The sequence below is a fragment of the Lysobacterales bacterium genome (assembly GCA_016721845.1).
GTDB lineage: Bacteria > Pseudomonadota > Gammaproteobacteria > Xanthomonadales > Ahniellaceae > JADKHK01.
Genome location: JADKHK010000013.1, coordinates 496,675 through 521,706, shown reverse-complemented (window position 1 = coordinate 521,706; position 25,032 = coordinate 496,675). Strand labels below are relative to the sequence as shown.

The window sequence follows — 25,032 nt, the reverse complement described above, 5'->3', positions numbered from 1 at the left end:
GCGTGACCACTGCCCTCCTGATCTTGCTGGCCGTCATCGCGGTCGCCCTGATCTTCGAATACATCAACGGTTTCCACGACACCGCGAATTCGATCGCGACCGTCGTCGCGACCAAGGTGCTGACGCCGCGCCAGGCGGTCGTCCTCGCGGCCGGCATGAACCTGCTGGGCGCCCTTGCCGGAACCGCCGTGGCCAAGACGATTTCGTCCGGACTGATCGACACCAATGTGGTGGCGGTCGGCTCGGGCGTGCTGATCTGCGCGCTCACCGGCGGCATCATCTGGAACCTGATCACCTGGTGGCTGGGCCTGCCGTCCTCGTCCAGCCACGCGCTGGTCGGCGGCCTCTGCGGTGCCGCGGTTGCGGCCGCGCACGGCGATTTCGGTGCGCTGATCTGGTCGCAGACCGCAGGCGACTGGACCCAGAACAAGGGCATCCTGTGGAAAGTCGTGATGCCGATGATCTCGTCGCCGGTCGCCGGATTCACGCTCGGCATCCTGATCATGGGCACGTTCATGGCGGTGATCAGCACGATGAACGGCGCCGGCGGCTGGATGGCCCGGGTTTCGCGTCCGCGCTGGGTCAATGCGATCTTCGGCAAGGCGCAGATCGCGAGCGCCGCCTACATGGGCTTCGCTCACGGCACCAATGATGCGCAGAAGACCATGGGCATCATCGCGCTGGCGATTTTCGGCGCCGAAGCCTCGGGTACGTTGAACGATCTGCCGACGTGGCTGTCCTTCCTGCACCCGAATGGCCAGGAAGGCGACATCGACACCTGGATCGTGTTCGCCTGTGCCATCGTGATGGCCCTCGGCACCGCCGCCGGCGGCTGGCGCATCATCAAGACGCTCGGGCACAAGATGGTGAAACTGCATCCGATCGACGGTTTCGCCGCCGAAACCAGTTCTGCAACCATCCTCACCGTCGCGGCGCATTTCGGCATGCCGGTCTCGACCACGCACAGCATCTCGACCGCGATCATGGGTGTCGGCTTCGCGAAGAATCCGAAGGCATTGAAGTGGACCATCATCGAACGCATCGTCTGGGCCTGGATCCTGACCATCCCCGCAGCCGGCGGACTGGCCTACGGCATGGTGCTGATCGGTCGCTCACTGGGCTGGATCGGCTGATTCGGCCAGAACGCGGACGGGGGCGTCGGCACGGATGAGCGTCGACGCCCTGCTATTCGTGCTGCTGATGCTCGCGCTCGGCTACGGCTGCGCGCGCATGCGCCTGTTCCCGGACAACAGCGCCGAGGTCCTGAACCAGTTCGCGCTCTACCTGTGCCTGCCGGCGGCGATCCTTCAGCATGTGCCGAAACTGCAGTTGGGCATGGCCATCGCCGGCGTTGCGCTGGTGCCGTGGCTGGTGCTCGGTCTCAGTCTGGCGCTGATCGTGCCGATCGCCCGGGCACTGCAGCTGCGCGAAGATGAGCGCGCCGTGCTGCTGCTGTGCGTGCCGCTCGGCAACACGTCCTTTCTCGGCTATCCGCTGACCGAAGCGCTGCTTGGGCGCGATGCCCTGCCTTACGCGGTGATCTACGACCAGTTCGGATCGTTCCTGATTCTCACCATCTGGGGCCTGTGGATCCTCGCGCGTTACGGCGGCGATGCTCGCCCGACGCCGACGATGATGTTGCGCAAGCTGTTGCGCTTTCCGCCCTTCATCGCCCTCGCCTTCGCATTGACGCTGATGCCGGCCGCACCGCCGGCGCTGCTCGCGAATGTGCTGGCGAAACTGTCCGACACCCTGTTGCCGATCGCCGTGCTCGCGGTCGGCCTCAGCCTGAAACTGCGCCTGCCGCGCGACGAACTGGCACCGCTCGGGTTCGGCCTGCTGCTCAAGCTGATCGTCTTGCCCGGCTGCGTCTTCGCCCTGATGGCGCTGACGCGCCACCACGACCTTGCCGCCGACGTGTCGGTGCTGGAAACCGCCATGCCCCCGATGATCACCGCCGGCGCACTCGCCATCTCCCACCGCCTTGCACCGAGCCTCGCCGCAGCGATCGTCGGCTACGGCAGCGTGCTTTCCCTCGTCACGCTGCCGCTGTGGGCCTGGATGATTACCAGATGACGACCTTCTCGTCGGGCCTGGCGACCATCTTGTCGCCGGCCTTGCAGTCGAATGCGGTGGCGAAGGCATCGATGTTGGCGTAAGGGCCGAGCACGCGGAACTTGGCCGGGGCGTGCACGTCGGTGTTCAGACGCAGCTTGAGGTCCTGTTCGGTGTGCATGCGGCGCCAGCCCTGCGCCCAGCCGTGGAAGAAGCGCTGGTCCGGGGTGAGACCGTCGATCGGCATCAGGCGCTGGTTCTCGGTGGCGGCGCGCCATGCGTCGTAAGCGATCAGGAGGCCGCCGAGGTCGCCGATGTTCTCGCCCAGCGTCAGTTTGCCATTGACGTGCAGATCGTCGATCGCGACGAAGCCGTCGAACTGCTTCACCAGCTTCGCGGTGCGCTCATTGAATTTGGCGCGGTCTTCGTCCGTCCACCACATGCGCAAGTTGCCCTTGGCGTCGAACTGGCTGCCCTGGTCGTCGAAGCCGTGCATGATCTCGTGGCCGATGACGCCGCCGATGGCGCCGTAGTTCAGCGCCGCGTCGGCCTTCAGGTCGAAGAACGGCGGCTGCAGGATCGCGGCCGGGAACACGATCTCGTTGGCGAGCGGGTTGTAATACGCATTCACCGTCTGCGGCAGCATGCCCCACTCGGCCTTGTCGACCGGCTGGCCGATCTGCGCGAACTGGCGCTTCGTCTCGAAGGTGATGCCGGCACGCACGTTGCGCCAGTAGTGCTGCTTCCCGATCTCCAGCTTCGCGTAGTCGCGCCACTGGGCCGGGTAGCCGATCTTGGGGGTGAAGGTCGCGAACTTGGCCATCGCTTCCTGCTTGGTCGCTTCGCTCATCCAATCCAGGTTCTGCAGGCGATGCTTCAGTGCCTTCAGCAGGTTCTGCACCAGCGTCAGCATCTCGGCCTTGGCTTCCGGCGGGAAGGTCTTCGCGACGAACAGCTCGCCGAGCGCTTCGCCAAGGTTCGCGTTGACCGCATCGACCGCGCGCTTCCAGCGCGGGCGCAGTTCCTTGGCGCCGCGCAGGGTGCGGCCGGAGAAGTCGAAATCGGCATCGACGAAGGACTTGGACAGGTAGGGCGCCGCGGTATCGATCAGATGCCAGCGCAGGTACGCCTGCCAGGTCGCGATTGGCGTGTCGGCCAGGGCCTTGTCCATCTCGGCGAAGAAGGCCGGATGCGAGAACGAGAACGTGGCAATGTCCTTGCGGCCGATCGCAGCCACCAGCGCGTTCCAGTCGTAGTGCGGCATCGCCTTGTTCGCGACATCGAGCGCAACGAGGTTGTAGCTCTTGTTCGGATCGCGCAGCTCAAGCTGGGTGAGCGACGCCTTCGCCAATCGCGTTTCCAGCGCCATGATCGCGTCTGCATCGCGCTTGGCCTGCGTTGCATCGGTGCCGAGCATCGTCAGCATGCGTTCGACGTGGGCCACGTACTTGTCGCGCAACGCTTTCGAATCGGGGTCGTCCTTGGTGTAGTAGTCGCGATCCGGCATGCCGAGTCCGCCCTGGGTCGCGTAGGCGATGTTCATCGCCGAGTTCTTCAGGTCGGCTTCCTTGCCGAAGCCGAACAGCACACTCAGGCCATTCGCATGCCAGCGGTTGATCAGTGCGACCAGGCCGGCGCTGTCCTTCAGCGCATCGATCTCCGCCAGGTCGGGCTTGAGCGGATCGAAACCGGCCTTCTCGATGCCCGCCTCGTCCATCGCGGCGGCATAGAAGTCGCCGATCTTCTGCTGGGTCGAGCCCGGCTTGGCCTTCGCGTTCGCGGCGTCATCGAGAATCTGGTGCAGGACCGCAAGATTGCGTTCCGACAGCTCGTTCATCATGCCCCAGGACGAATAGGCATCGGGGATCGGATTGTTCTTCTCCCAGTTCCCGTTCGCGAACTGGTAGAAATCGGTGCAGGCCGCCACCGATGGGTCGAAATTGGCCTTGTCGAGGCCGCGCTCGTTCGACTTGGCGGTGACGGTGAACGACAGTGCAAGCGTGATCGCTGCGGCGAGCGGTCGGAATCGGGAAGTCATGGCAGGGTCCGGTCAGGTGAACCGCCACGTTAGCGGCAGCCGACGCGTTGCCAAAGTGACCAAGGTCACGCGACACTGCGGCGCGGACACGGTTCAACCCATTGCCGCCATAACGCAAGGAGCACGGCATGAAGCTGACGTTTTTCGGCGCTGCGGGCGAAGTCACCGGTTCCTGTCACCTGGTCGAGGCCGCGGGTCGACGCATCCTGCTCGACTGCGGCATGATCCAGTCGGGTCGCGATGAGGACAAGCGCAACGCCGCCCGTTTCGATTTCGATCTGAACACCCTCGACGCGATGATCCTGTCGCATGCGCACATCGACCACGTCGGGCGCTTGCCGCTGCTGCGCAAACGCGGCTATCGCGGCCCGGTGTACACGCAGCGGGCGACGAAGGACTTGTCGAAGATCATGCTCGAAGACTCGGCGCGTCTGGCCGGTGCCGATGTCGAGTACGAGAACCGCCGCCGCGCGCGTCGCGGCTTGAAGGCACTGGAACCGCTCTACGACGAAGGCGATGTCGAGGACGTGCTGCACCAGCTCAAGGCGGTCGACTACGACAAGACCATCGAACTGTTTCCCGGCCTGCGCTTTCGCCTGCGCGATGCCGGCCACATCATCGGCGCCGCGATCGTCGAGCTGTGGGCCGACGAGGACGATGGCACCCGCAAGCTGGTGTTCTCCGGCGACATCGGCCCCAAGGGCACGCCGATCCTGCGCGACCCGAGCACGATCGAGGACGCCGATCTGGTGATGCTGGAAAGCACCTACGGCGACCGCCTGCATCGCGACCGCGCAAACACCCTGACCGAACTCGGCGAGATCTTCCGCGATGTCGGCCAACGGGGCGGCAATATCCTGATTCCGGCCTTCGCGGTGGGGCGCACCCAGGAAATCCTGTATCAGTTCGCGCGCCATTTCGACGAATGGGGACTGGACCGCTTCCGCATCGTGCTCGACAGCCCGATGGCGACCAAGGTGGTGAAGGTCTATGACGACCACCAGGAACTGTTCGATGAGGAAGCGAAGCGGGTCTGGAAAGGCCGCGTGCATCCGTTCCGCTTGCCGAACCTGCAATTGGTCGCGAACCTGCAGGAATCGATGGCGCTCAATCGCGTCGGCAGCGGCCTGATCATCATCGCCGGTTCCGGCATGTGCAATGGCGGCCGCATCCGCCATCACCTCAAACACCAGCTCTGGCGCAACTCCACCCACGTGATCTTCGCCGGCTATCAGGCCGCCGGCACACTTGGCCGGCAACTCGTCGACGGCGCCAAGTTCGTCAAGATCTTCGGCGAACAGATCAAGGTCAACGCCACCCTGCATACCGTCGGTGGACTTTCCGCGCACGCCGATCAGGCCGGCCTCGCCGAATGGTACGGCGCGATCAAGAACCATCCGCCGGTCTGGCTGGTACACGGCGAAGACAAGGCCCGCACCGTGTTCGCCGAAAAACTCCGCCAGGACTTCGGCGCCAGCGTGAACTTGGCGCGGCCGGGCGAGTCGGTCGTGTTCTAGCGCTGCCCCCCCAACCACGGTCGCAGCGCCCGGTACAGGCGCAAACGGTCGACCGGTTTGGAAAGGTAGTCGTCCATGCCGGCATCGAGGCAGGCCTGGCGGTCTTCGGGCAGGGCGTGGGCGGTGAGCGCGATGATCGGCACGCGCTTGAGATGCGCGTCGGCGCGAATGCGGCGGGTCGCTTCCAGGCCGTCGATGCCTGGCATCTCGCAGTCCATCAGGATCAGGTCCGGCTGCGTCGATTGATAGCGCATGATCGCTTCGGCACCGTCGCCGGCGCTCACGACTTCCAGTCCCATCGACTCCAGAAACAGGCGCGTGATTTCCAGGTTCAGCGCGTTGTCCTCCGCAACCAGCACGCGACCGCGCAAGTGGCCGACCTGTTCGTCGACAGCCTCGACCGCGTCGCCAGCGTCGGCCACGACCATCGGCAGGGTGATGATGAAGCTGCTGCCGGCATTGGGTCGACTCTCGCAGCGAATCTGGCCGCCCATCAGATCGATCAACTGCCTGACGATCGACAACCCGAGACCGGTACCGCCGTAGCGCCGTCCCGAGGACTCGTCGACTTGCGTGAATGGCTCGAAGATGCGCCGCAGATCGCCGGCGCCGATGCCGATGCCGGAATCGGAAATGCGCAGCGCCCAGTGCGCATCATCCTGGCGGGCCAAGGTCACCGCGAGATGGCCGTGTTCGGTGAACTTCAGCGCATTCGACAACAGGTTGCCGAGCGCCTGTGCCAGCCGGTGCTCGTCCACGACCAGTCGCCGCGGCAGGGTCGGATCGATCGACGTGACGAACTCGAGCCCGCGCTGCGCCGCCAGGGTTGAATACGGTTGCACCACGCGCTCGATCCACGTCGGCACGTCGCAGGGCGCAGCCCGAAGCGTCAGTTGGCTAGCCTGGATCTTGGCGAAGTCGAGCACGTCGTCGACCACGGCGAGCAGACTGGCGCCGGCACCCAGCACCGAACGGGCGTAATGATCGTGGGGCGCCTGCAGATTCGCGTTCGCCAGCAACTCGGCCATGCCCATCATGCCGTTGATCGGCGTCCGGATTTCGTGGCTCATGCTGGCCAGGAAGCGCGACTTCGATTCGCTGGCCGAACGCGCCGCGCGACTGAGCTCGTCAGCGCGCCAGCGGGCGCGGATCACGTCGGCGACATTGGCGCTGAGCAGACGCGAACCGACCACCATGATGACGCCGAACAGCGGCACCATGATCGCGACCTCTTGTGCCAGCGCGACCCGCCCTGCGGCCACCGCCACCAGCATCGAGCCGACGATCGGCAGCAGGAAAGCCGCGAAGGCCTCGGCCATCGCGTGGTAGCTGAACAAGCCGATCGCGGCAATCGCCGTCAGCACGCAGAACACCAGCAAGCGCACGTCGTCGCCCATGCCGAAGACCGGCCAGGCCAGTGCGCTCCAGCCCAGACCGACACTGCCAGCCACGATCATGAACCGTGCTTGCCAGGCCGCCAGGCGATCGGCCACCGGCGGATGCCGCAAGTACCAGCGCCCGATCAAGGCGCGGAGCAGCGCAAGCGCCACCATGACCGCCGCCCAGATCCAGAATTGTCGCGCCGGCGCATGGTCGCTCAGACGCCATGCCGCGATCGGTGCCAACACCAGGGTCAGGGCGACGCCGCGCTGATTCGCGCGCGCGATCGTGTCCAGACATTCGCGCAACACCGCCTGTTCCAGCGCACGCTCGCGTGTGGCGGATTCGTTGCCGTCCTCAACCGAAGTCTGGGCCCCATGCATCCGGACATTGTGACACCGCGTAACATGGCTGCGATAGCGCCCTGATTCCGACTTCAACCGGCACAAGACATATTTGCGCCAAGCCGCGATAATCACGGGACTTTTTCTCGAATGTTGAGGCGGTTTCGAACCCCGCCCGGAGCGCGCCATGGCTGAACTCGCTCAAATCGACAAGGCGGCGCGCCAGATGAAGACGCTGTCGCAGGCGCTGGATTCGGGCCGCCTCGGACCGGTGCGGCGTCTGGTCAATGCGCTGACGCCCGCCGAAATCGGCAACTTGCTGGAATCGCTGCCGCCCGCCAAGCGCCTGATGGTCTGGGGTCTGGTCGATGCCGAAGACGATGGCGAGGTGCTGGTCCACGTCGGCGAGGAAGTGCGCGGCAGCTTGCTCAGGGACATGGACGAGGACGAGATCGTCGCCGCCGCGGAATCGCTGGACATCGACGACCTCGCCGATCTGTTCGACGACCTGCCGGACACGGTCACCGATACCGTGCTGCGGTCGCTCGATCGCAGCGACCGCGACCGACTGGAGCAGGCGCTCTCCTACCCCGAGGACAGCGCCGGCCGCCTGATGAACCCGGACGCCGTGACCGTCCGACCGGACGTCAGCGTCGATGTGGTGCTGCGCTACCTGCGCCTGCGCGGCGAACTGCCGGACCACACCGATCACCTCTACGTCACCAGCCGCCGCAACCAGTATCTCGGCCGGGTTGCGCTGTCGCGGCTGATCACCGCACAACCGGAAACGCCGATCAACGAATTGCTCGACGACACCCAGTCGGCGGTGACCGTCGACACGTCGAGCGAGGCGGTCGCACGCATCTTCGCCGACCACGACTGGATCACCGCGCCGGTGGTCGACGAGAACAATGTCCTGCTCGGGCGCATCACCATCGACGATGTCGTCGACATCATTCGTTATCAGGCCGAACACCAGGTGATGAGCGCCGCCGGCCTCGACGAAGAAGAAGACTTGTTCAGCCCGGTGCCGCGCGCGGTGCGCCGGCGTCTGGTCTGGCTTGGCATCAACCTCGCCACTGCATTCCTTGCCGCCAGCGTGGTCGGACGTTTCGAGGGCACGATCGAAAAGATCGTCGCACTCGCGATCCTGATGCCGATCGTGGCGGGCATGGGCGGCAATGCCGGCACCCAGGTGCTGGCCCTGATGATCCGCGGCCTCGCACTCGGCCAGGTCAGCGCGTCGAACGTCGCGGCCCTGCTGTGGAAGGAATTGCGCGTGGCCTTGATGAACGGCATCGTCCTCGGGCTGTTGCTCGGGGTCATCGTCTGGCTGTGGTTCCGCGATCCGGCCCTGTCTCTGGTCATCGCCAGCGCCTTGACGATCAACCTGCTGTCGGCAGCGAGCGCCGGTGTCGTGGTACCGATGACGCTGAAACGACTGGGCTTCGATCCGGCACTGGCCGGCGGCGTGATCCTGACCACGGTCACCGACGTCATGGGCTTCCTCGCCTTCCTCGGCCTCGGCACGGTGTTCCTGCTGTGACGGCATCGGCGCCCGATGTGCTGGTCATCGGCGGCGGCGTCATCGGGCTGAGTTGCGCGCTCGCATTGGCCCGCGGCGGTCGCAGCGTGACCGTGCTCGAACGCGGCGCGGTCGGTGCCGGCGCCTCGCATGGCAATTGCGGCACGATCACGCCTTCGCACGCGCTGCCGCTGGCGCAACCCGGCGTGATCGCGCAGGGCCTGCGCTGGTTGCTGAGACCCGACGCGCCGCTGCGCATCGCGCCGACGCTGGACCCGGCCCGGATCGCCTGGATCGCCCGCTTCGCGCTGAATTGCACGCATGCCCAGGTCGCCCGCGTCGCACCGGCCAAGGCGGCACTGCTGAATCGCTCGCGCGACCTGATCGAAGCTTTCATCCGCGACGAAGGCATCGCCTGCGAATTCGGCCATGCCGGCGAGCTGCAGGTGTTTCGCACGCAGCGCGCGCTCGATGCCGCGAGTGTCGAACTCGATGTCCTGCGCGCACACGGCGTGCAGGTCGAACACTGGGCCGGCACGCGCGTCGAGCGCGAGGAACCGGCGTTGAAGCCGGGCGTCGCCGGTGGCCTGTATTGGCCGAATGACGCCCACATCCGCCCCGACCGCTACGTCGCCGAACTCGCGGCGCGCACGCGCGCGGCCGGCGTGACGATACGCGAACAGACGGCAGTCACCGGCTTTGATCGCAGCGGCGATCGCATCGATGCCGTGCACGCGACTGGCGAACGCATCGCCGCGCGCGAGGTGGTGTTGGCCGGCGGTGCGTGGTCGCCACTGATCGCGCGAGATCTCGGTCTACGCCTCCCGATCCAGCCCGGCAAAGGCTATTCGATCACCTACTCGCGTCCGCAGCGCGCCCCGCAGCGACCCCTGATGCTGGCCGAGCCGCGTGTCTGCGTGACGACCTGGGACTCCGGTTTCCGCCTCGGCAGCACGATGGAATTCGCCGGCTACGACGACACGCTGAACCGCGTGCGCCTCGATGCGCTGGTGCGCGGCGCGAGCGAGTTCCTGCATCAACCGATCGGATCTGAATGTGTGGAGGAATGGTGGGGCTGGCGCCCGATGACCACCGACGACCTGCCGATCATCGGCGCGTCGACCCGCGTGCAAGGTCTCTGGCTCGCCACCGGCCACGGCATGCTCGGGATGAGCATGTCCAACGCCACCGCCGAACTGCTGGCGGCGCAGATGCTCGGCAACGAGACCGCGATCGATGCGCGCCCCTACCGGCCTGCGCGCCTCGCCCTCTGAGCCGGCCGGAGCGATGCGCAACGCATCCGCTACGATGACGCATTGACCCTTCCGGAATCCGCATGATCCACAACGACGTACTGCGCAGCATCCGCTACATGCTCGACCTGAGCGACCAGCACGTGATCGACATCGCCCGGCTGTCCAAGCCCGATCTCGCCCTCGACAAGACCGAGGTGCAAGCATTCCTGAGCAAGGAAGACGAGCCCGGCTTTGTCGAATGCAGCGATGCCGTGCTCGCCCATTTCCTCGATGGACTGGTCATCCATCGCCGCGGTCCAGCGCCCGGCCAAGCACCGCGTCCGGTCGAGAAGCGCATCACCAACAACATCGTGCTGAAGAAGCTCCGGGTCGCATTCGAACTGCAGGACGCGGACATGCACCAGGCCTTCGAGGAGGTCGGCTTCCCGGTGTCGAAGCCCGAACTATCGGCCTTCTTCCGTCAAGCCGACCACCGCAACTATCGCGCCTGCGGCGACCAGATCCTGCGCAATTTCCTCAAGGGATTGACGATCATGGTGCGCGCCGGCTGAGTGGTTGCGACAATGTCCGGCATGGAGATCGTCACCCTGCATCGCGGCCACTCGCCGCTGATCATCAGTTGCCCGCATGACGGCAGCTTCATCCCGGACGCGATGGCTGCGCGCATGACGGCACGCGCGCGAGTCGCGCCGGATACCGACTGGCATATCAGCCAACTGTACGAATTCGCGCGCGATGAGCTCGGTGCATCGATGCTGGTGCCCTCGCATTCGCGCTACGTCGTCGATCTGAATCGACCGCCGGATGGCATCGCGCTGTATCCCGGTCGGCGCGAAACCGGCCTGGTGCCGACGCTCCGGTTTGACGGCGAACCGGTCTATCGCGCGGGCCTCGAACCCGATGCGGACGAGATCCAGGCGCGTGTCGAGACCTATTGGCGTCCCTACCACGACGCACTGACGGCCGAGATCGCACGCGTCCATGCCAAACACGGCCGCGTCATCCTGTGGGAGGCGCATTCGATCCGATCCGTCGTGCCGATGTTCTTTGATGGCCGTCTGTCGGATCTCAACATCGGAACCGCCGATGGCGCGTCCGCCAGCCCTGCCCTGACCGCGCGCCTGCGCACGGTGCTCGATGGCCAGTCACGCCACACGCACGTGATCAACGGCCGCTTCAAGGGCGGCTACATCACCCGTCATTACGCCGATCCGGCGCGCGGCATCGAAGCCGTGCAACTCGAAATGGCGCAAAGTTGCTACATGGACGAGGACAGCTTCGCCTATCGGAACGATCTAGCCGGACAGGTCCAGCCGGTCCTGCGCGCCCTGCTGGCCGCCGCCCTGGCATGAGTGATGCCCTCAAGGCCCTGCTGGAGAAACACGGCAAGCGCCTGCGCGTGCTGATCGAGGTGCATTGCAGCCGCGACCAGGGCCTGGACCCGGACGATATCGAGCAGGAAGTCCGTATCAAACTGTGGAAAGCGCTGGAGAGTGACAAGAATCTGGTCGCCGCTGCGTCTTATATCCAGAAGGTGGTCGTCACGACCGTGGTCGATGCGGTACGCCGGGCCCAGGTCCGGCACGCCGAATCGATCGAGGACAAGGACGAGGCCGGCTTCGATCCCAGCGTTTCCAGTCCCTTGCGGCCGGAAGCGCAGGCCGGTCGGGGCCAATGGTCGGACCTGCTGCTGCGCTGCATCGCGGAATTGCCGGAACGCCGGCGGCTCCCGGTCCAGCTGGCCCTGCAGGGCTTCACCGCAGACGAAGTGGCCCGGATGACCGGCGCCAGTGTCACGGCGGCACAGCAATTGTGCTACCGCGGCATCGAGGAACTGAAAACCCGACTGCGCGAACTCGGCGCGGACGTGATCGAGGACTGACGATGAACAAGCTCAATCTGAAGACCCTGTACCGCGATGCGACCCGCGCCCTGCCCCGGACGCCGACTTGCGGGTGAGCACCGACGAACTGCTGGCCTTGGCCAACGGCGAGTCCTTGGGTGCGCGCCAGGAAGCGGTTGTCACCGGCCTGGCCGCGTCGTCGGAACAGGCGATCGCAGCGCGTGTCGCCATGGCGACGTCGGACTGGTCACAGGCCCTGGCTGATGATCTGTCGGTGCTGCGCCGCCCGAGTCTGGGTGAGCGTCTCGCCGAATGGTTCAAGGTCGCGACCTTGCCGCCGGTCTTCGCAGCCTGCGCGATCTCGCTGCTGGCCGTGGCCGCCTGGCGCATCAGCGAACCCGCGCTCGCGCCGCACATGGTGCCGATGCCGCAACTAGCGACCGACGACGTGGTGTTCGGTGGCGACTTCGATGATTCGGTCGCCCACAACGACGACAGCGACGAACTGTTCGGCGGCGGTTTCGACAGCTGATCCCGGTGCAATGCTCCGCAGTCACGAACCCGGCCCTGCGCCGGGTTCGTCATTTTCGGTTCGTCGATTCATTCGCAGGACCATTCGCCGTTCGCTGCTTTCCGGCACAGGTCGGGCGTCCCATATTTGTCCCAGAGTTCAGGCAGGTGGAAGGCTCTCAGGAAATCGGCGAATTCGGGCAAGGCGCGGATCGGCGCGCCCTGGCGCGTCCAGATCCAGATCATCGAGTCGATGCGCTCGCCCATTTCGCGATGACGGATGACGTCGAGTCCCTGGGCCGGTGCACCCAGTCGAAACAGGTACAGCGGCAGGGTCGGCAGTGCTTTCTTCGATCCCATCCGTGCAAGCACGGGCTGCAGCGCCTCGACGCCGGCTTGCCTGGCCGCGGCATCGCCGAACACGCCGCGGTGCACGGCCAGCAATTCCTCCGAGCTCATGCCGTAATCGAGCCCCATGCTGCCGGCGACCCACAGGCGCTCGGAGGTCGCGGCATCGCCGTGCAGCATCGCGATTTCCGACAGCGCGTTCGCGGTATTCGCGAGGCCGAGGTCGTAGGCGCGCTGCAACAGCGGTTCGGCGAGCGCGATGTCCCCGTCCTGCAGATACAACATGCCGCGCCAGCGCAGGACATTGGGCATCATCGGATCGAGCGCCAGCGCATGCTCGACCTGCGCCGTGCCTTGGCGGCGATAGCCCTTGGTCAGCAAGTTGAGCCCGTACCAGAAGCTGGCCGTGGGGTCGTTCGGGTTGATCCGCATCGCCTGCTCGAAGGCGTCGCGGCTCTCCACCAGCGTGTCGGAAAACTTGTCCAGCGTCGCGCCGCGCGCGGCCCATGCCTCCGCCATCGCCGCATCGAGTGCCAGCGCCTCGGCGGCATAACGCATGACCTGGGCATGTGCTTCGTTCAGATCCGCGTCGGTGTAGGACGCGAGGACTACGTGCATCGACGCCAGCCGCGCGAATGCACGCGCGTACTTCGGATCGAGTTCCACCGCGCGCTTCAGGGCGGCTATGGCATCGACGAAGCGGGTGCGGTCGCGCCGATTGAAAATCGAACTCGCCTGCAGGTACAGCTGGTAGGCCTCGGGATTCGTGGTGCCGGCGTCGACCAGTTGCGTGTTCTGGCGATCGCTGAGCAACAGCCGCATGCGCTCGGCGATGCTGCGGGCGATACGCTCCTGCAGCGCAAAGACATCCTGCAGGTCGCCATCGTAGTTCTCGGACCACAGCAGCTGGCTGTCACGGATCCGGGTCAGGCGCGCGCTGATGCGGACGCGGTCTCCCTGCTTGCGCACCGCACCTTCGAGCACCGTTGCGACCGCGAGTGCCTGTCCGATGTCGGCCAACGACGTGCTGCGGTCCTTGTAATACGACGACGACGCACGCCCTGCGACCTTCAGTCCCTGCACTTGTGCCAACGCATTCAGCAGTTCCTCGGCAATGCCGTCGGAGAAGTAGCCTTGATTCTTCTCCGGGCTGAGATCGTCGAAGGGCAGCACCGCGATCGATTTCTCGTCGGCCGCCGCCGATTTCGTGTCGCCCCCCTGCGCGGCCGCGGTCCCACTCGCCGGTTCGCGCTGCGGCGCAAGCACGAACTTGTCGAATGCGAAGTAGCCGAGCGCCAGCGTCATCACCAGCAACAGCATGCGATCCATTCGCCGTGCGGTTTGTGGCGCGATGGATTGCTCCGGCGCGACCTCGGCGTCGCGCTTCAAGCCGTCCGGCGTGAGTTCGAACACCCAAGCGAACACCAGCGCCGCGACGAAGCCGATCGCCAGCAACGCGACCAGCGACTTCATCACCCAGCCCGGCGCCTCGAACACCGGCAGCAACGTCGCCGCCACCTGCACGATCAGCCACGCCCCGACCAGATACAGCCCGGCCATGCGGATGACGTTGCGACGCTTGAGTTCGGCGAAAAGACTCATCGGGTGAAGGTCTCGCAGATGGCGATCAATCCGGGTGTCATCTTTTACCAGCCTGCACGTCGTTGGATGTCCTTGAAACGGCGATCCCCGAGCATCGCCGTCCAGACCGGGTCGCGATTCAGCCAGCGCAACCATTCATTGATGCCGCCGCGGTCGTCGACGGACGTTTCCAACCCATGCAGCGCGAGGTCGCGCTCGCCGAGGACTTCGTAGACGGCGGCGATGCGGTACTCGACGACATGCTCGCCACGCGCATCGCGATCGAGCAACTCCTCCAGCAGTTCGCGCGCTTCGTCCTTCTCGCCGGCATTGGCATAGGCGAGTGCCGGCAGGCCGATGCCGCCGGCATCGCCCTTCGGGGCGTCCGGCGTCGCGCGCATGGCTTCAATCAGCGCGGTATCGACGTTGCAGGACGAGTCGCTCAAATTGGCGTCACTCGCAGACATAGTCGCCCCGTGCATCCTTGTGGCATTGATCCGGCGGGCCGACCTCGTCCCAATACGAGGCTAGGCCAAACCGGCGCAAGAACTCGGCGAATTCGGGCAGTCGCCGGACCTCCGCCAACGGTGCACCGAACAATTCACCCATGACCAGGCCGTCGTTGGTGGTCGGTCGATCCTGCAGCAGCGCAAGGGCGCGCGCGGGTTCGCCCGCATGGATCAGGAAGTACGCCGAGACACCGCTGATGTGCGACGGTCGGGTCGCGAGATGGGCATCGATCCGGGCAAGCGCCTGGGACTTGGCCTCGGCGTCGCCGAAGCAGGCGCGCGCGAACAACTGTGTTGTCCCGGCCGGATACGCACTCGAAAAGTATTCGAGGCCGTCCGCCATGGCGGCGATGGCCGCCGCGGTATTGCCGCGCGCGCGCTCGAGTTGCCACTGGGCCATGCCGACAAATGAATGTCCGCCTTCGGCCGCGCGGCGCAACAGACGTTCGGCCTGCGCGAGTTCGCCGTCGGCCAGATGCTCTCTTGCACGCCAAAACAACGCATTGGGCAGCAGCGGGTCGAGCTGCAAGGTGCGGTCGAGCGCGGCAATGCCCTGCGTCCGATAACCGGATTGCGTCAGCGTGATCGCCCACCAGAAATTCGCGGTCACGTCGTCCGGCTCCAGTGCCAGTGCGCGCTTGAAGGCGGCGCCGCCTTCGCGAAGCTTGCGCTGGTACCGATACTTCAGACCGAGCGCCGCGTGCGGTTCGCCAAGCGACGGGTCGAGTTGCGACGCGCGCCCGGCGAATTCCTCGACAGCGTCGAGGGCCGCTTCGAACGCCACGGTGTCGGAATTCAGCGCCACCCCGTACAAGGACGCCAGGCGAGCGTAGGCGCGGGCGAAGTCCGGGTCGAGCGTGGTGGCTTGTTCGAGTTGCGCCATGGCCTCGGGGAAGCGCGCCGAATCGCGCCGGTTGAACGTGGCGCTGGCTTGCAGATACAGCGCATACGCATCCGCGTTGTCAGTGCCGACATTGACCAGGCGAACCTGCGGTCCTGCGTTCAATGCCACCTTCAATTCGCTGGTGACGCGCCGCGCGATGCTTTCCTGCAACGCGAAGATGTCGGCGTCGTTGCCATCGAACGTCTCCGACCACAGGTGGAAGCCGTCGCTGACGCGGATCAACTGCGCGGTGATGCGCAGGCGCTGGCCCTGTTTGCGCACCGAGCCTTCGAGCACGTGCGCGACACCGAGCGCAGTTCCGATCGTCGACAGCGGTTCGTTGCGGCCCTTGAAGTAGAACGACGACGTGCGCCCGGCCACCTTGAGGTCGCGCACCTGCGCCAGCGCATTCAGGATCTCCTCCGCGACACCATCGGAGAAATACTCGTTTTCCTTGTCGGCGCTCATGTTCGCGAACGCGAGCACGGCGATCGATTTCGGGTTCACGGTCGCTTCGACCTGCGCCGGCGCAGCGACCGTCGATGTCGCTGCCGCAGCGGCATCCGGCTGTGCGAACCAGATCCGCTCGATCGCCATCAACGCGATCACCGCGACGAGGCCAGCGACGATCATCCGGTCCATGCGCTTGCCGGTCTGCGGCGCGATCGACACCGCAGGATCGACGTCGGCGTCGCGCTTCAAACCTTCCGGCGTCAATTCGAACACCCAGGCGATGACCAGTGCCGGCACGAACCCGATCGCGAGCAACACGACCACACTGCGCGCCATCCATTCCGGTGCGTCGAACAGCGGCAACACCGTGGCCGCGACCTGGGTGACCAACCACGCCCCGACCAGGTACAGCCCGGCCATGCGGATCACGTTGCGGCGGCGCAGTTCGGCGAGGAAGCTCATTGCTTCTCCGCAACGAGGCTGGCCATGTATGCGCGATAGCTCGGCGACTGGCCGTAGAGCTTGTCGTAGTAGGACTTGAAGGCGCGCAGTGTGCCTCGAGGGGTACCGTTGAGCGCATCGATGGTCGTTGCCTTGCTGCGCCAGGCGGCTTCGGGGTCGCCCAGGAACCGCCACAGGTCGGCCAGGTATTCGGCCAACCTGGTTTGCTCTTCTAGACTGGCAACCGGTGCGGCGTTGGCCTCGCGCGCCCAGCCGGCGGCCATTTCGCGATCGCCTGCGAGCGCGGCAATGGCGCCTGCGTCCGCATACCACGCTGCCACCTGTCCGCGTGGTGCCGGTCGGCCCTCGGCGATCGCGGCCTTGACCACGTCAAAGGCGCGCGCTGCGAGTGCCTGCGCCTCGCTGCTTCGTCCGACCAGTTGCAACAAGTCGGCTTGTTCGGCATCGAGTCTGGCATTCGTGATCGGATTGGCGCCGCGACGCTCGGCACGCACGGCGAGCGCGCCTTCGATGTCGCCGGTGACGAATCGGGCCATGGCGACCATGCCGGGTGCATTGGGCTCGGAGTGCGAGCTGAAGCGACGTCCGTAATCCAGCATCGCGTTGATGTCGCCGCGCTGGTTCAACTTCGCCGCTGCGAGCCAGTACGCATTGGACTCGTCTTCGGGAAACTTGCGTACTGCCTGTTCACCCAGGGCGATCTCCTCGTCATAGCGACCCAGCGCATGCAGCGCGAACATGGTCTCGGTGTAGGTCACCGGGACTTCCGGATCCAGCGCATGCAAGCGGCGGGTAGCCACCAGGAATTCCTCGTTGCGACCGAGTCGCTTCAAGCTGCTGGAAATGCCTCGGAGCACCTCTGTGTTGCCAGGCAACTCCATTTCGGCCGCGCGGAACTTCTCCAGCGCCGCCGCGTAGTTCCGGTCCACGTTGTACAGCAGTTGCGCTTGCGCGAGCAGACTGTCGGGGCGGCCTGGCCAGCGCTGCTCGATGTCGGCGACCAGGTTGCGGGCCAGGTCGACGAAGCGGTTGTCCGGGTCTTCGCCGAACCAATACATGCGTCCATAGGCATCGGCCAGCCGCATGCGCGCCTGAAGGAAATCGGGATCCGCCGCGACTGCGGGTTCGAGCAAGGCAATCATCACCGGGAAAGTGGCCGCGCCGCGCCATACCCGGCGTTCTTCAATCGCGCGCAAGTACAAATCATAGGCCACCTGGTTTTTCGTCGGCCGGTCGCCCAGGTTTGCTTGCACCTTCGGGCTCAGCGAGATTTCGAGTTGCCCGGCAATCGCGATGGCGATCTCGCTCTGGATCGCGAACACATCGTCGAGCTTGCGGTCGTAATTCTCTGCCCAGACATGATTGTCGGTCGCCGCATCGATCAGCTGCACGGTGACCCGGACCTGATCCCCGGCGCGGCGCACGCTGCCTTCGAGCACATGGCTGACGCCGAGTCGCTGGCTGATCGCGCTGACTTCGAGCCCTTCCTTCGCGATGCGTTCCATCGAGGTGCGCGAAATCACGCGCAGCTCGCCGATGCGCGAGAGCTTGGTCAACACTTCTTCGTGGATTCCACCGGCGAAGAAGGCGTTGTCAGGGTCCGGACTCAAGTTGTCGAACGGCAAGACTGCGACGCCGCGGACGATGTCCTTGCCGGTTGTGGTCGTCGCGGCTGGCAGGGCGGGGCTATCCGCCGCAGCGACGGGTGCTTGCGGACGCGCGGACAGTACGAACTTGTCAAAAGCGAAATAGCCGAGCGCCAAGGCCATCACCAACAGCAGCATGCGATCCATGCGGCGCGCGGTCTGTGGTGCGATCGACTGCCCAGGTGCAACTTCCGCATCGCGCTTCAAACCTTCCGGCGTCAACTCGAACACCCAGGCGATGACCAGCGCCGGCACGAACCCGATCGCGAGCAACACGACCACACTGCGCGCCATCCATTCCGGTGCGTCGAACAGCGGCAACACCGTGGCCGCGACCTGGGTGACCAACCACGCCCCGACCAGGTACAACCCGGCCCTGCGGATGACGTGCGGGCGGCGCAGTTCGGCGAGAAAGCTCATGGATGGCCAGTTCCTTGCGCATCGACGCCGCATTCGAAATCGCTGTCGCCCAACGACCTGCAGATCGGTGGCCAGCCCTTTTCGCGCCAGTACGCGACGAAGCCGTATTCGACCAGCTTCGCCTTCACCAGCGGATCGCGCAGCATGGCGTGACCCGCCGGCATGCTCATATGAAGCCGGGCAAAGTAGTACTGCTTCCCTGAGACGCCGATCTCCTCGACAAAGCGCCCGTGAGCAGCAACGTCCCCGCGCAGGATGTAATAGAACGTCTGCCCGACGAGGGTTTCTCCGCCAAGCACGGTCGCGACCCCGGCTTCATCGACGCCAGGCTCGCGCAGCGCCCAGGCGAGCAGGAGCTCGTGCGCCTGGATCTGCTCGGGTTTGATGGGTTTCAGTTCGGCCAATGCGGCGCGCGCTTCTCCCACACGACCGTGCGCCAGCGCGGACGAATAGGGCAAGTACCAGCCGAGCGTGCTGTCGGGAAACTTGCTGCGCAACATTGGCGTGAGCTTGGCGATGTCGGCACGGCGGTCCTGGGCGATCACCACATCGCGCATCCGTACCCAAGCGATGATGAAGAGCGGATCGAGTTTCACGAGCTTGTCGGTCTCGCGGCTGGACTCTTCCACTCGGCCGACCATGAACAGCAATTCGGCATAGTCCTCGAGCGCGTCCGGGTAGCCTGGATCAAGCTCGATGGCGCGCAAGTAGTGACGTTCGGCGTCCGAGAACTTCAGGCGTGCCCGCGCCATGTTGGCCAGCGCATGTTCGCTGGCTGCGGCATTCGGCTCCAGTTCGACCGCGCGCTGCGCTGCGTCTGCTTCGCACGCGAGGCTCTGCTGCAGTTGCGCCGGCGTCAGTTTATTGTTCGCGTGCCAGGCCTCACAGGCCAGCGACAACGACGACCAGGCGGCTGCGAGTCCCGGTGCCTTCTGCGTCGCCGCCTGGAAGTACGCGATCGCCGCAGGCACGTCCGTGCGTGCGCGCAGCAGCGCGCGGCCCTTCAGATATTCGTCGTAGGCGGCCGGATCGATTGCGGCACGCCCCGCGCCCGGTGCATCGACGCCCAACGACACCTTCAGCGCTGCGCCGATGCGCGCCGCGATCTCGTCCTGCAGCGCGAACACGCTGTCGAGCTTGCGATCGTAGGATTCCGACCAGACATGGAAGCCGTCGGCCACGCGGATCAACTGTGCGGTGATACGCACCTGATCGCCATCGCGCCGGACGCTGCCTTCGATGATATGGCCGACGCCGAGTGCGCGACCGATCTCGCGCACGTCGCCCGACTTGCCCTTGAACTGGAACACCGAGGTGCGCGCGACCACCTGCAATCGCGGGACCTTCGCGAGCACGTTCAACAGCTCTTCGGTCATGCCGTCGGAAAAATACTCCTCGTCGGCCTTGCCGCTCATGTTCGCGAACGGCAGCACGGCGATGGAGTGCTCGCTCGCAGTCGGCGCGACCGCCGTCGTTTCGGCCGACGCAGCGTTGCGCTGAGGCGCCATCACGAACTTGTCGAAACCGAAATAGGCCAGCGCCAAAGCCAGCACCATGATGATCGTGCGATCCATCCGCCGCGCCGTCTGCGGCGCGATGGATGGATCAGGCGCGACCTCGCCATCGCGCTTCAAGCCTTGCGGCGTCCATTCGAACACCCAAGCGAATACGAGCGCCGCGAAGAATCCGATCGCCAGCAACGCAACCAGCGCCTTCATGACCCACGTCGGCGCGTCGAACACCGGCAGCAGGGTCGCCGCAACCTGCGTGATCAGCCACGCCCCGACCAGGTACAACCCGGCCATGCGAATGACGTTGCGGCGTCTGAGTTCGGCGAGGAAACTCATGCGAGGACTCGCAACCCGCTGACGTTCGCGAAGTCGCGGTCATGGGTCACCAGTGCATCGGCATTGATGGCCAGCGCGCTGGCGAGCTGGATCGCATCCGGCAGCTTGAGGCCATAGCTGCCGCGCAGGCGTGCGGCGCTCTCGGCGATGTCGACGCCGAGTTCGACGACGTGCCACGCTTCCATGACCGCGCGGTAGCGTCTGGCCAGTGCTTCTTCGCCTGCCTTGAGCGGACCGGTCAAGACCTCGGCGATCGTGACGGTGGTGACCGCGAGCTGGATCTCGCCATTTGCGTGGCGCGCGAACAGCGGCGCGAAACGCGCAGCGAATTTGCCGTGGCCCTCGAGCGTGTAGATGATCGGCGCGCTGTCGACCAGCAACAGTGCGCCCTCGGGAAGTGCGCTCGCGTCTAGCGATTCCATTCGTCGCGCAGCTTCGCAACCGTCTTTCCGCTGTCCTTGCCCCACAAACCGCGACCGCTGCCGGCCAGCACCAGCAAGGACGCCGGCTTGCGTTGCTGCAACGCGATCGCGGGCACCACCGCGGCGACGGCGCGACCGTGACGCGTGATGATGGTGCTGTGCCCTGCGGCGGCCGCAGCGAGGATCGCCGGCAGTTGCTGCCGCGCTTCCTCGGCCCCCTTCGAATCAGTCTTGCGGCGCGCTTTCATGCCAGTACTGTACGGACTGTACGGAATAGCGTCAACGCTGGCGTCGGGCGTTGCAGCACCACCCGTCGCGACACGATTCGAAGCACCCCAGCATTGCGGATGACATTGCGGCGGCGCAGTTCGGCGAGGGAGCTCATGGCGCGGCTTCCCTCAGCGGCGGATACCGAATCGCCACTGGCGGCGGCCAGGACAGCCCGGACTCGGCCAGTCGCGCCTTGAAGTTGGGTGTCGCTTCCAGATCGAACGGCGCGCCGCAGCCGCAATACGTCACTGCGATGGCGAGCAGCAAGCCGCCGGCCGGGCGCGCATCGAGCAGCGTCGCGTAGCGATTGGCCGCCGCACGGTCGCCGTACAGCGCTGCTTCGACCAGTTCCACGATCTGCCACTGCCGGTTCTTGTCGTCATTGCGGTTGCCCGGGCCGATCCATGCACGCGCCTGTGCACGATCGAGACCGCGCAGCCTGGCCACCTGCATCGCCGTGCCATAGTCACTCGCACTCAGGCCGTTCAGTGATGCTGGCAGTTTCGCCACCTCATCCAGACGACCCAGCATGGCCAGAGCGAGGAATTCCTGTGCCCTGCGCGCCGTCGTCGGCGCGTAAGTGCGCCACTGTGCATGGACGATCTGGATGCGCTCGGGTTTGCCGATGGCACGTGCTACCCATCCACGCGTGTTCCAGTTGATCGAGTTCAGGGGATCGCAGACCGTCGCGCGCTGCAACACGGGCTCGAGTGCTTCGCCATACCCGAATGCGCTGGCGAATACCGGCATCCAGTTCGGCGCACTGCAGCCCGGCTGCGTCAGCGCATTCGACAGCCGGTCGGCGATGCCGCGCCAATCGTCGCTGAGCATCTGTCGCTCGGCCAACGCGAACTCGCGGCTCTGCGCATCGGGGCCGGTGGCAGCGGCACGCTCCAGCGTTTGCAGGACGGCGCGTTGGGCGTCCTTCCGTTCGGCGACGCTGGTGTTGTCGTCGATCAGCGTGTGTTCGTAAAGGTCGGCCTTGGCGTAATGCGCCATCGCGTAATTCGGTTCCAGCGCGATGGCCTGGTCGAACTCCGCGTTCGCCAGGCGCAGGCTTTCGAGCAAGCCGATCTTCGTGTCACGGTGCGCTTCGAGATAGACCTTCCATCCTTTCTGATAGTGGATGAAGGCATCGACATTGCCGACGCCGGCCTTGCGCATGGTCTCGCGCTGCTCGTCGTCGAGCAGCACATTGAGCGTGGCGGCCACGTTCTCGGCGATGTCGAGTTGCACCGCCAGCGTGTCCTGAAGCGTGCGGTCGTAGGTTTGCGACCACAGATGGATGCCGTCGCTGGTGCGGATCAGCTGCGCGGTGATGCGCGCGCGTTCGCCGCCGCGGCGAACGCTGCCCTCGAGCACGCTGGCGACGCCGAGTTTTCCGCCGATGCTGCGCAGGTCTTCATTCTTGCCCTTGAACTGGAACGAGGACGTACGCCCGACTACCTGCATGCCATCGATGCGTGCCAGCGAATTCAGGATTTCCTCGGAAAGACCGTCGGCGAAGAACTCGTCGTCCACCGCGCTCGACATGCTGACGAACGGCAGCACCGCGATCGATTTGTGGCCGATGACGGCCGGTGCCGCCACGGGCGCTTCGGCCTTCGCCTGTTCGGTGGCACTGACGATTGACGCCGCCTCACGCTTCGGCGCGAGCACGAACTTGTCGAACGCGAAGTAGCCGAGCGCCAATCCCATCACCAGCAACAGCATGCGATCCATGCGCCGCGCCGTCTGCGGCGCGATCGATTCGGCGGCGGGGACTTCGGTATCGCGCTTCAAGCCTTCCGGCGTCATCTCGAACACCCAGGCGAACACCAGCGCCGCGACGAAGCCGATCGCCAGCAACGCAACCAGCGCCTTCATCACCCAGCCCGGTGCCTCGAACACCGGCAGCAGGGTCGCCGCGACTTGCGTGACCAGCCACGCACCGACCAGATACAGCCCGGCCATGCGGATGACGTTGCGGCGGCGCAGTTCGGCGAGGAAGTTCATCGTGCCGTCTCCGATTGCTCGCGCGCCATCATGCTCTGCAAGATCGGTTTGTAGTTGCCGATCACGTTCAGGGCCACGCCCTGGTTGGCCACCCAGAAACGCAGTTCCGGCAAGAGTGTCGCGTCTTTCAGGTAGCCGTCGAGCACGGCTTGCGCTTCGGCTTCGGAGATCGGCGAATCGCAATCAGGCAGTTGCTGTTCGGTCGGGCTCGGCTGCAGCCAGCACTGTGTCCAGATGTGGTCGGCGACGATCTGTGGGGTCAGTCCGCGCACGATCTTGCGGTATTCCGGTTGCATGGCGAACAGGTAGGCGGTGCCCGAACCGTTCTCGAGGTAATAACTCGACATGGCATCGCGCAGGCGCTGGTCGCGGATCAGGCCCAGTTCGCCGCCGCTGCGCATTTCCTGGTAGGTCGAATCCGCGGTGACCCATTGCCAGAGCTGGCTGGCCTGATAGAACGCCAGCACCGTTTTCCACGCGGAACCGTCGACCAACTCGCCGGTTTCGGCGTAGCGGATGGCGTGCTTGCCGTGATCGATCACCTGCCGCCAGAAAATCTCGCGACGCTCGATCGACTGCAGGTCCGACGCGAAGTTGCCATGCACACGCGCCAGGTAGGCCCGCGCCTTCGCATCCTCGACCCGCGCCTCGTTCCAGTTCGCCACCTGGATGCCGAGAAAAACACCCAGCACGAGCAACACGAACTCGATCGCGATGCTGGTCCAGTTCTGCTCTTTCAATGCTTGCGCGAAGCGGCGCAGGATCATGGCGCCGCTCCCAATTCCCGATCGATGGCAGCAATCGCCTTGCTGGCCTCGCCATTCGGATCGCCAAGGTATTTCACGATTGGCACGATCGTGGACGTCCATTGCGTGAGGGTCGGCTTGATGTCGACGTGCGCGCGGAGCGCCTCCACCGCACGCGCCGCCTGTTCCTGCGGAATGCCGGCCGGGCAGCGGTTGTTGAAGGTCTCTTCACCGCCAACGCCTTCATGACAGTCGGCCCACATCGCCTGTTGCGCATGCGCCGGGATCAGCCCCCGCGCCAGCAGTCGATACGCCGGCCGTTCATTGGAAATGCTGTTGATGCTGGCGAACTGCGCGTAATAGCGCTCAAGCACGAGGGCCACCGCGCGTGTGCGCGGCAATCCGATGCGGCGCATCTCGGCATACGTCGTCTGCGTGACGCCGACATCGATCCATTGCGATGCGTGAAAGAAATCGACGAGCAGTCGCCAGCACTGGTCCTCGGCGCAGGGTCGATCGGCTTCCAGGAATGCCAACGCACGCTCGCCGGCGGCGTTCACATCGCTGTAGAACACCCTCCGGGAGTGGGTGACTTCGATGTCCTTCTCGATCTCTGCTTTCAGGTTGCGCAGATGATCACGTTCGAGCGCATCGAGCGCCCGCGCCTCGTTCCAGTTCGCCGCCTGGATGCCAAGAAACACGCCGAGCACGAGCAACACGAACTCGATGCAGATCGCGGTCCAGTTCTGTTCCTTCAGCGATTGCGCGAGACGGCGCATGATCATGGCGCAGCCCCTTGGGAATGCGCGATGGTGCCAAGCTCGCGCTCCAATTCGGATTGAGCGATGCGCAAGTGTCGGGCGATTGTTCGACTGATGCCAGATCGGCGATGTCTTTGCGTGCTCGCCAAAGCGCCCTGAAAAGCTCCGCCCGGAAGGCGTTGGCGCTGAAATCGAGTTCCATTCCTCAACGCACGGTGCAG

21 protein-coding genes are annotated in these 25,032 nt (G+C 65.3%); 9 read left to right on the top strand and 12 right to left on the bottom strand.

From position 1 onward, the window contains the following. Positions 1 to 17: 17 nt before the first annotated feature. Complete coding sequence (locus tag IPP28_09780; protein ID MBL0041308.1) at positions 18 to 1,133, top strand: inorganic phosphate transporter; 1,116 nt, start codon at positions 18 to 20, stop codon at positions 1,131 to 1,133. A 34-nt stretch (positions 1,134 to 1,167) separates the two neighbouring features. Further along, a complete protein-coding gene (locus IPP28_09775; GenBank protein ID MBL0041307.1) occupies positions 1,168 to 2,076 on the top strand; it encodes an AEC family transporter in 909 nt (302 codons plus the stop codon). Here IPP28_09775 and IPP28_09770 read toward each other — a convergent pair. Continuing rightward, positions 2,066 to 4,093, bottom strand: coding sequence for a M13 family metallopeptidase (locus IPP28_09770; protein ID MBL0041306.1), 2,028 nt, complete (start codon positions 4,091 to 4,093; stop codon positions 2,066 to 2,068). The genes IPP28_09775 and IPP28_09770 overlap by 11 nt on opposite strands. Positions 4,094 to 4,221: 128 nt before the next feature. Here IPP28_09770 and IPP28_09765 point away from each other — a divergent pair, with 128 nt between their 5' ends. Then, a complete protein-coding gene (locus IPP28_09765) occupies positions 4,222 to 5,610 on the top strand; it encodes an MBL fold metallo-hydrolase (protein MBL0041305.1) in 1,389 nt (462 codons plus the stop codon). On the opposite strand, the gene IPP28_09760 is transcribed toward IPP28_09765, so the two are convergent. Further along, positions 5,607 to 7,373, bottom strand: a complete 1,767-nt coding sequence (locus IPP28_09760; protein MBL0041304.1) for a response regulator — start codon at positions 7,371 to 7,373, stop codon at positions 5,607 to 5,609. The genes IPP28_09765 and IPP28_09760 overlap by 4 nt on opposite strands. A 148-nt stretch (positions 7,374 to 7,521) precedes the next feature. On the opposite strand from IPP28_09760, the gene mgtE reads away from it, so the two are divergent. The 6 genes from mgtE to IPP28_09730 all read left to right on the top strand — a co-directional run bounded on the left by mgtE (position 7,522) and on the right by IPP28_09730 (position 12,490). Further along, complete coding sequence (mgtE, locus tag IPP28_09755) at positions 7,522 to 8,880, top strand: magnesium transporter (GenBank protein MBL0041303.1); 1,359 nt, start codon at positions 7,522 to 7,524, stop codon at positions 8,878 to 8,880. Continuing rightward, a complete protein-coding gene (locus IPP28_09750; GenBank protein ID MBL0041302.1) occupies positions 8,877 to 10,133 on the top strand; it encodes an FAD-dependent oxidoreductase in 1,257 nt (418 codons plus the stop codon). The genes mgtE and IPP28_09750 overlap by 4 nt, the downstream gene beginning before the upstream one ends. 62 nt (positions 10,134 to 10,195) lie before the next feature. Beyond that, entirely contained in the window at positions 10,196 to 10,666 is a 471-nt protein-coding gene (locus IPP28_09745) for a DUF1456 family protein (GenBank protein ID MBL0041301.1), read from the top strand. 21 nt (positions 10,667 to 10,687) lie between these two features. Then, positions 10,688 to 11,467, top strand: a complete 780-nt coding sequence (gene hutG / locus IPP28_09740; GenBank protein MBL0041300.1) for an N-formylglutamate deformylase — start codon at positions 10,688 to 10,690, stop codon at positions 11,465 to 11,467. Continuing rightward, on the top strand, positions 11,464 to 11,997 hold the full coding sequence (locus tag IPP28_09735) for a sigma-70 family RNA polymerase sigma factor (GenBank protein MBL0041299.1): 534 nt from the start codon (positions 11,464 to 11,466) through the stop codon (positions 11,995 to 11,997). The genes hutG and IPP28_09735 overlap by 4 nt, the downstream gene beginning before the upstream one ends. A gap of 73 nt (positions 11,998 to 12,070) precedes the next feature. After that, positions 12,071 to 12,490, top strand: a complete 420-nt coding sequence (locus IPP28_09730; protein ID MBL0041298.1) for a hypothetical protein — start codon at positions 12,071 to 12,073, stop codon at positions 12,488 to 12,490. 68 nt (positions 12,491 to 12,558) lie between these two features. Here the strand turns inward: IPP28_09730 and IPP28_09725 are convergent, their stop codons facing one another. From IPP28_09725 to IPP28_09680, 10 genes are all read right to left on the bottom strand, one after another. After that, positions 12,559 to 14,418: a hypothetical protein gene (locus tag IPP28_09725; GenBank protein MBL0041297.1), complete on the bottom strand. Its 1,860-nt coding sequence runs from the start codon at positions 14,416 to 14,418 to the stop codon at positions 12,559 to 12,561. 44 nt (positions 14,419 to 14,462) lie between these two features. After that, positions 14,463 to 14,864 carry a hypothetical protein gene (locus tag IPP28_09720; GenBank protein MBL0041296.1) on the bottom strand — a complete coding sequence of 134 codons (402 nt, stop codon included), beginning with the start codon at positions 14,862 to 14,864 and terminating at the stop codon, positions 14,463 to 14,465. Next, positions 14,851 to 16,704 (bottom strand): hypothetical protein, encoded by a 1,854-nt coding sequence (locus IPP28_09715; GenBank protein MBL0041295.1) that lies wholly within the window; start codon positions 16,702 to 16,704, stop codon positions 14,851 to 14,853. The genes IPP28_09720 and IPP28_09715 overlap by 14 nt, the downstream gene beginning before the upstream one ends. Next, complete coding sequence (locus tag IPP28_09710; protein ID MBL0041294.1) at positions 16,701 to 18,770, bottom strand: hypothetical protein; 2,070 nt, start codon at positions 18,768 to 18,770, stop codon at positions 16,701 to 16,703. Before IPP28_09710 ends, IPP28_09715 begins: the two co-directional genes overlap by 4 nt. After that, positions 18,767 to 20,617: a hypothetical protein gene (locus IPP28_09705; protein ID MBL0041293.1), complete on the bottom strand. Its 1,851-nt coding sequence runs from the start codon at positions 20,615 to 20,617 to the stop codon at positions 18,767 to 18,769. Before IPP28_09705 ends, IPP28_09710 begins: the two co-directional genes overlap by 4 nt. Beyond that, the gene (locus IPP28_09700; GenBank protein ID MBL0041292.1) at positions 20,614 to 21,039 is read right to left on the bottom strand and encodes a PIN domain-containing protein; all 426 of its coding nucleotides are present in this window, start codon (positions 21,037 to 21,039) and stop codon (positions 20,614 to 20,616) included. Before IPP28_09700 ends, IPP28_09705 begins: the two co-directional genes overlap by 4 nt. Beyond that, on the bottom strand, positions 21,027 to 21,287 hold the full coding sequence (locus tag IPP28_09695) for a type II toxin-antitoxin system prevent-host-death family antitoxin (protein MBL0041291.1): 261 nt from the start codon (positions 21,285 to 21,287) through the stop codon (positions 21,027 to 21,029). Before IPP28_09695 ends, IPP28_09700 begins: the two co-directional genes overlap by 13 nt. 133 nt (positions 21,288 to 21,420) lie before the next feature. Beyond that, the gene (locus tag IPP28_09690) at positions 21,421 to 23,304 is read right to left on the bottom strand and encodes a hypothetical protein (GenBank protein ID MBL0041290.1); all 1,884 of its coding nucleotides are present in this window, start codon (positions 23,302 to 23,304) and stop codon (positions 21,421 to 21,423) included. After that, positions 23,301 to 24,071: a hypothetical protein gene (locus IPP28_09685; protein ID MBL0041289.1), complete on the bottom strand. Its 771-nt coding sequence runs from the start codon at positions 24,069 to 24,071 to the stop codon at positions 23,301 to 23,303. The genes IPP28_09690 and IPP28_09685 overlap by 4 nt, the downstream gene beginning before the upstream one ends. Beyond that, complete coding sequence (locus IPP28_09680; protein MBL0041288.1) at positions 24,068 to 24,835, bottom strand: hypothetical protein; 768 nt, start codon at positions 24,833 to 24,835, stop codon at positions 24,068 to 24,070. The genes IPP28_09685 and IPP28_09680 overlap by 4 nt, the downstream gene beginning before the upstream one ends. Positions 24,836 to 25,032: the final 197 nt, after the last annotated feature.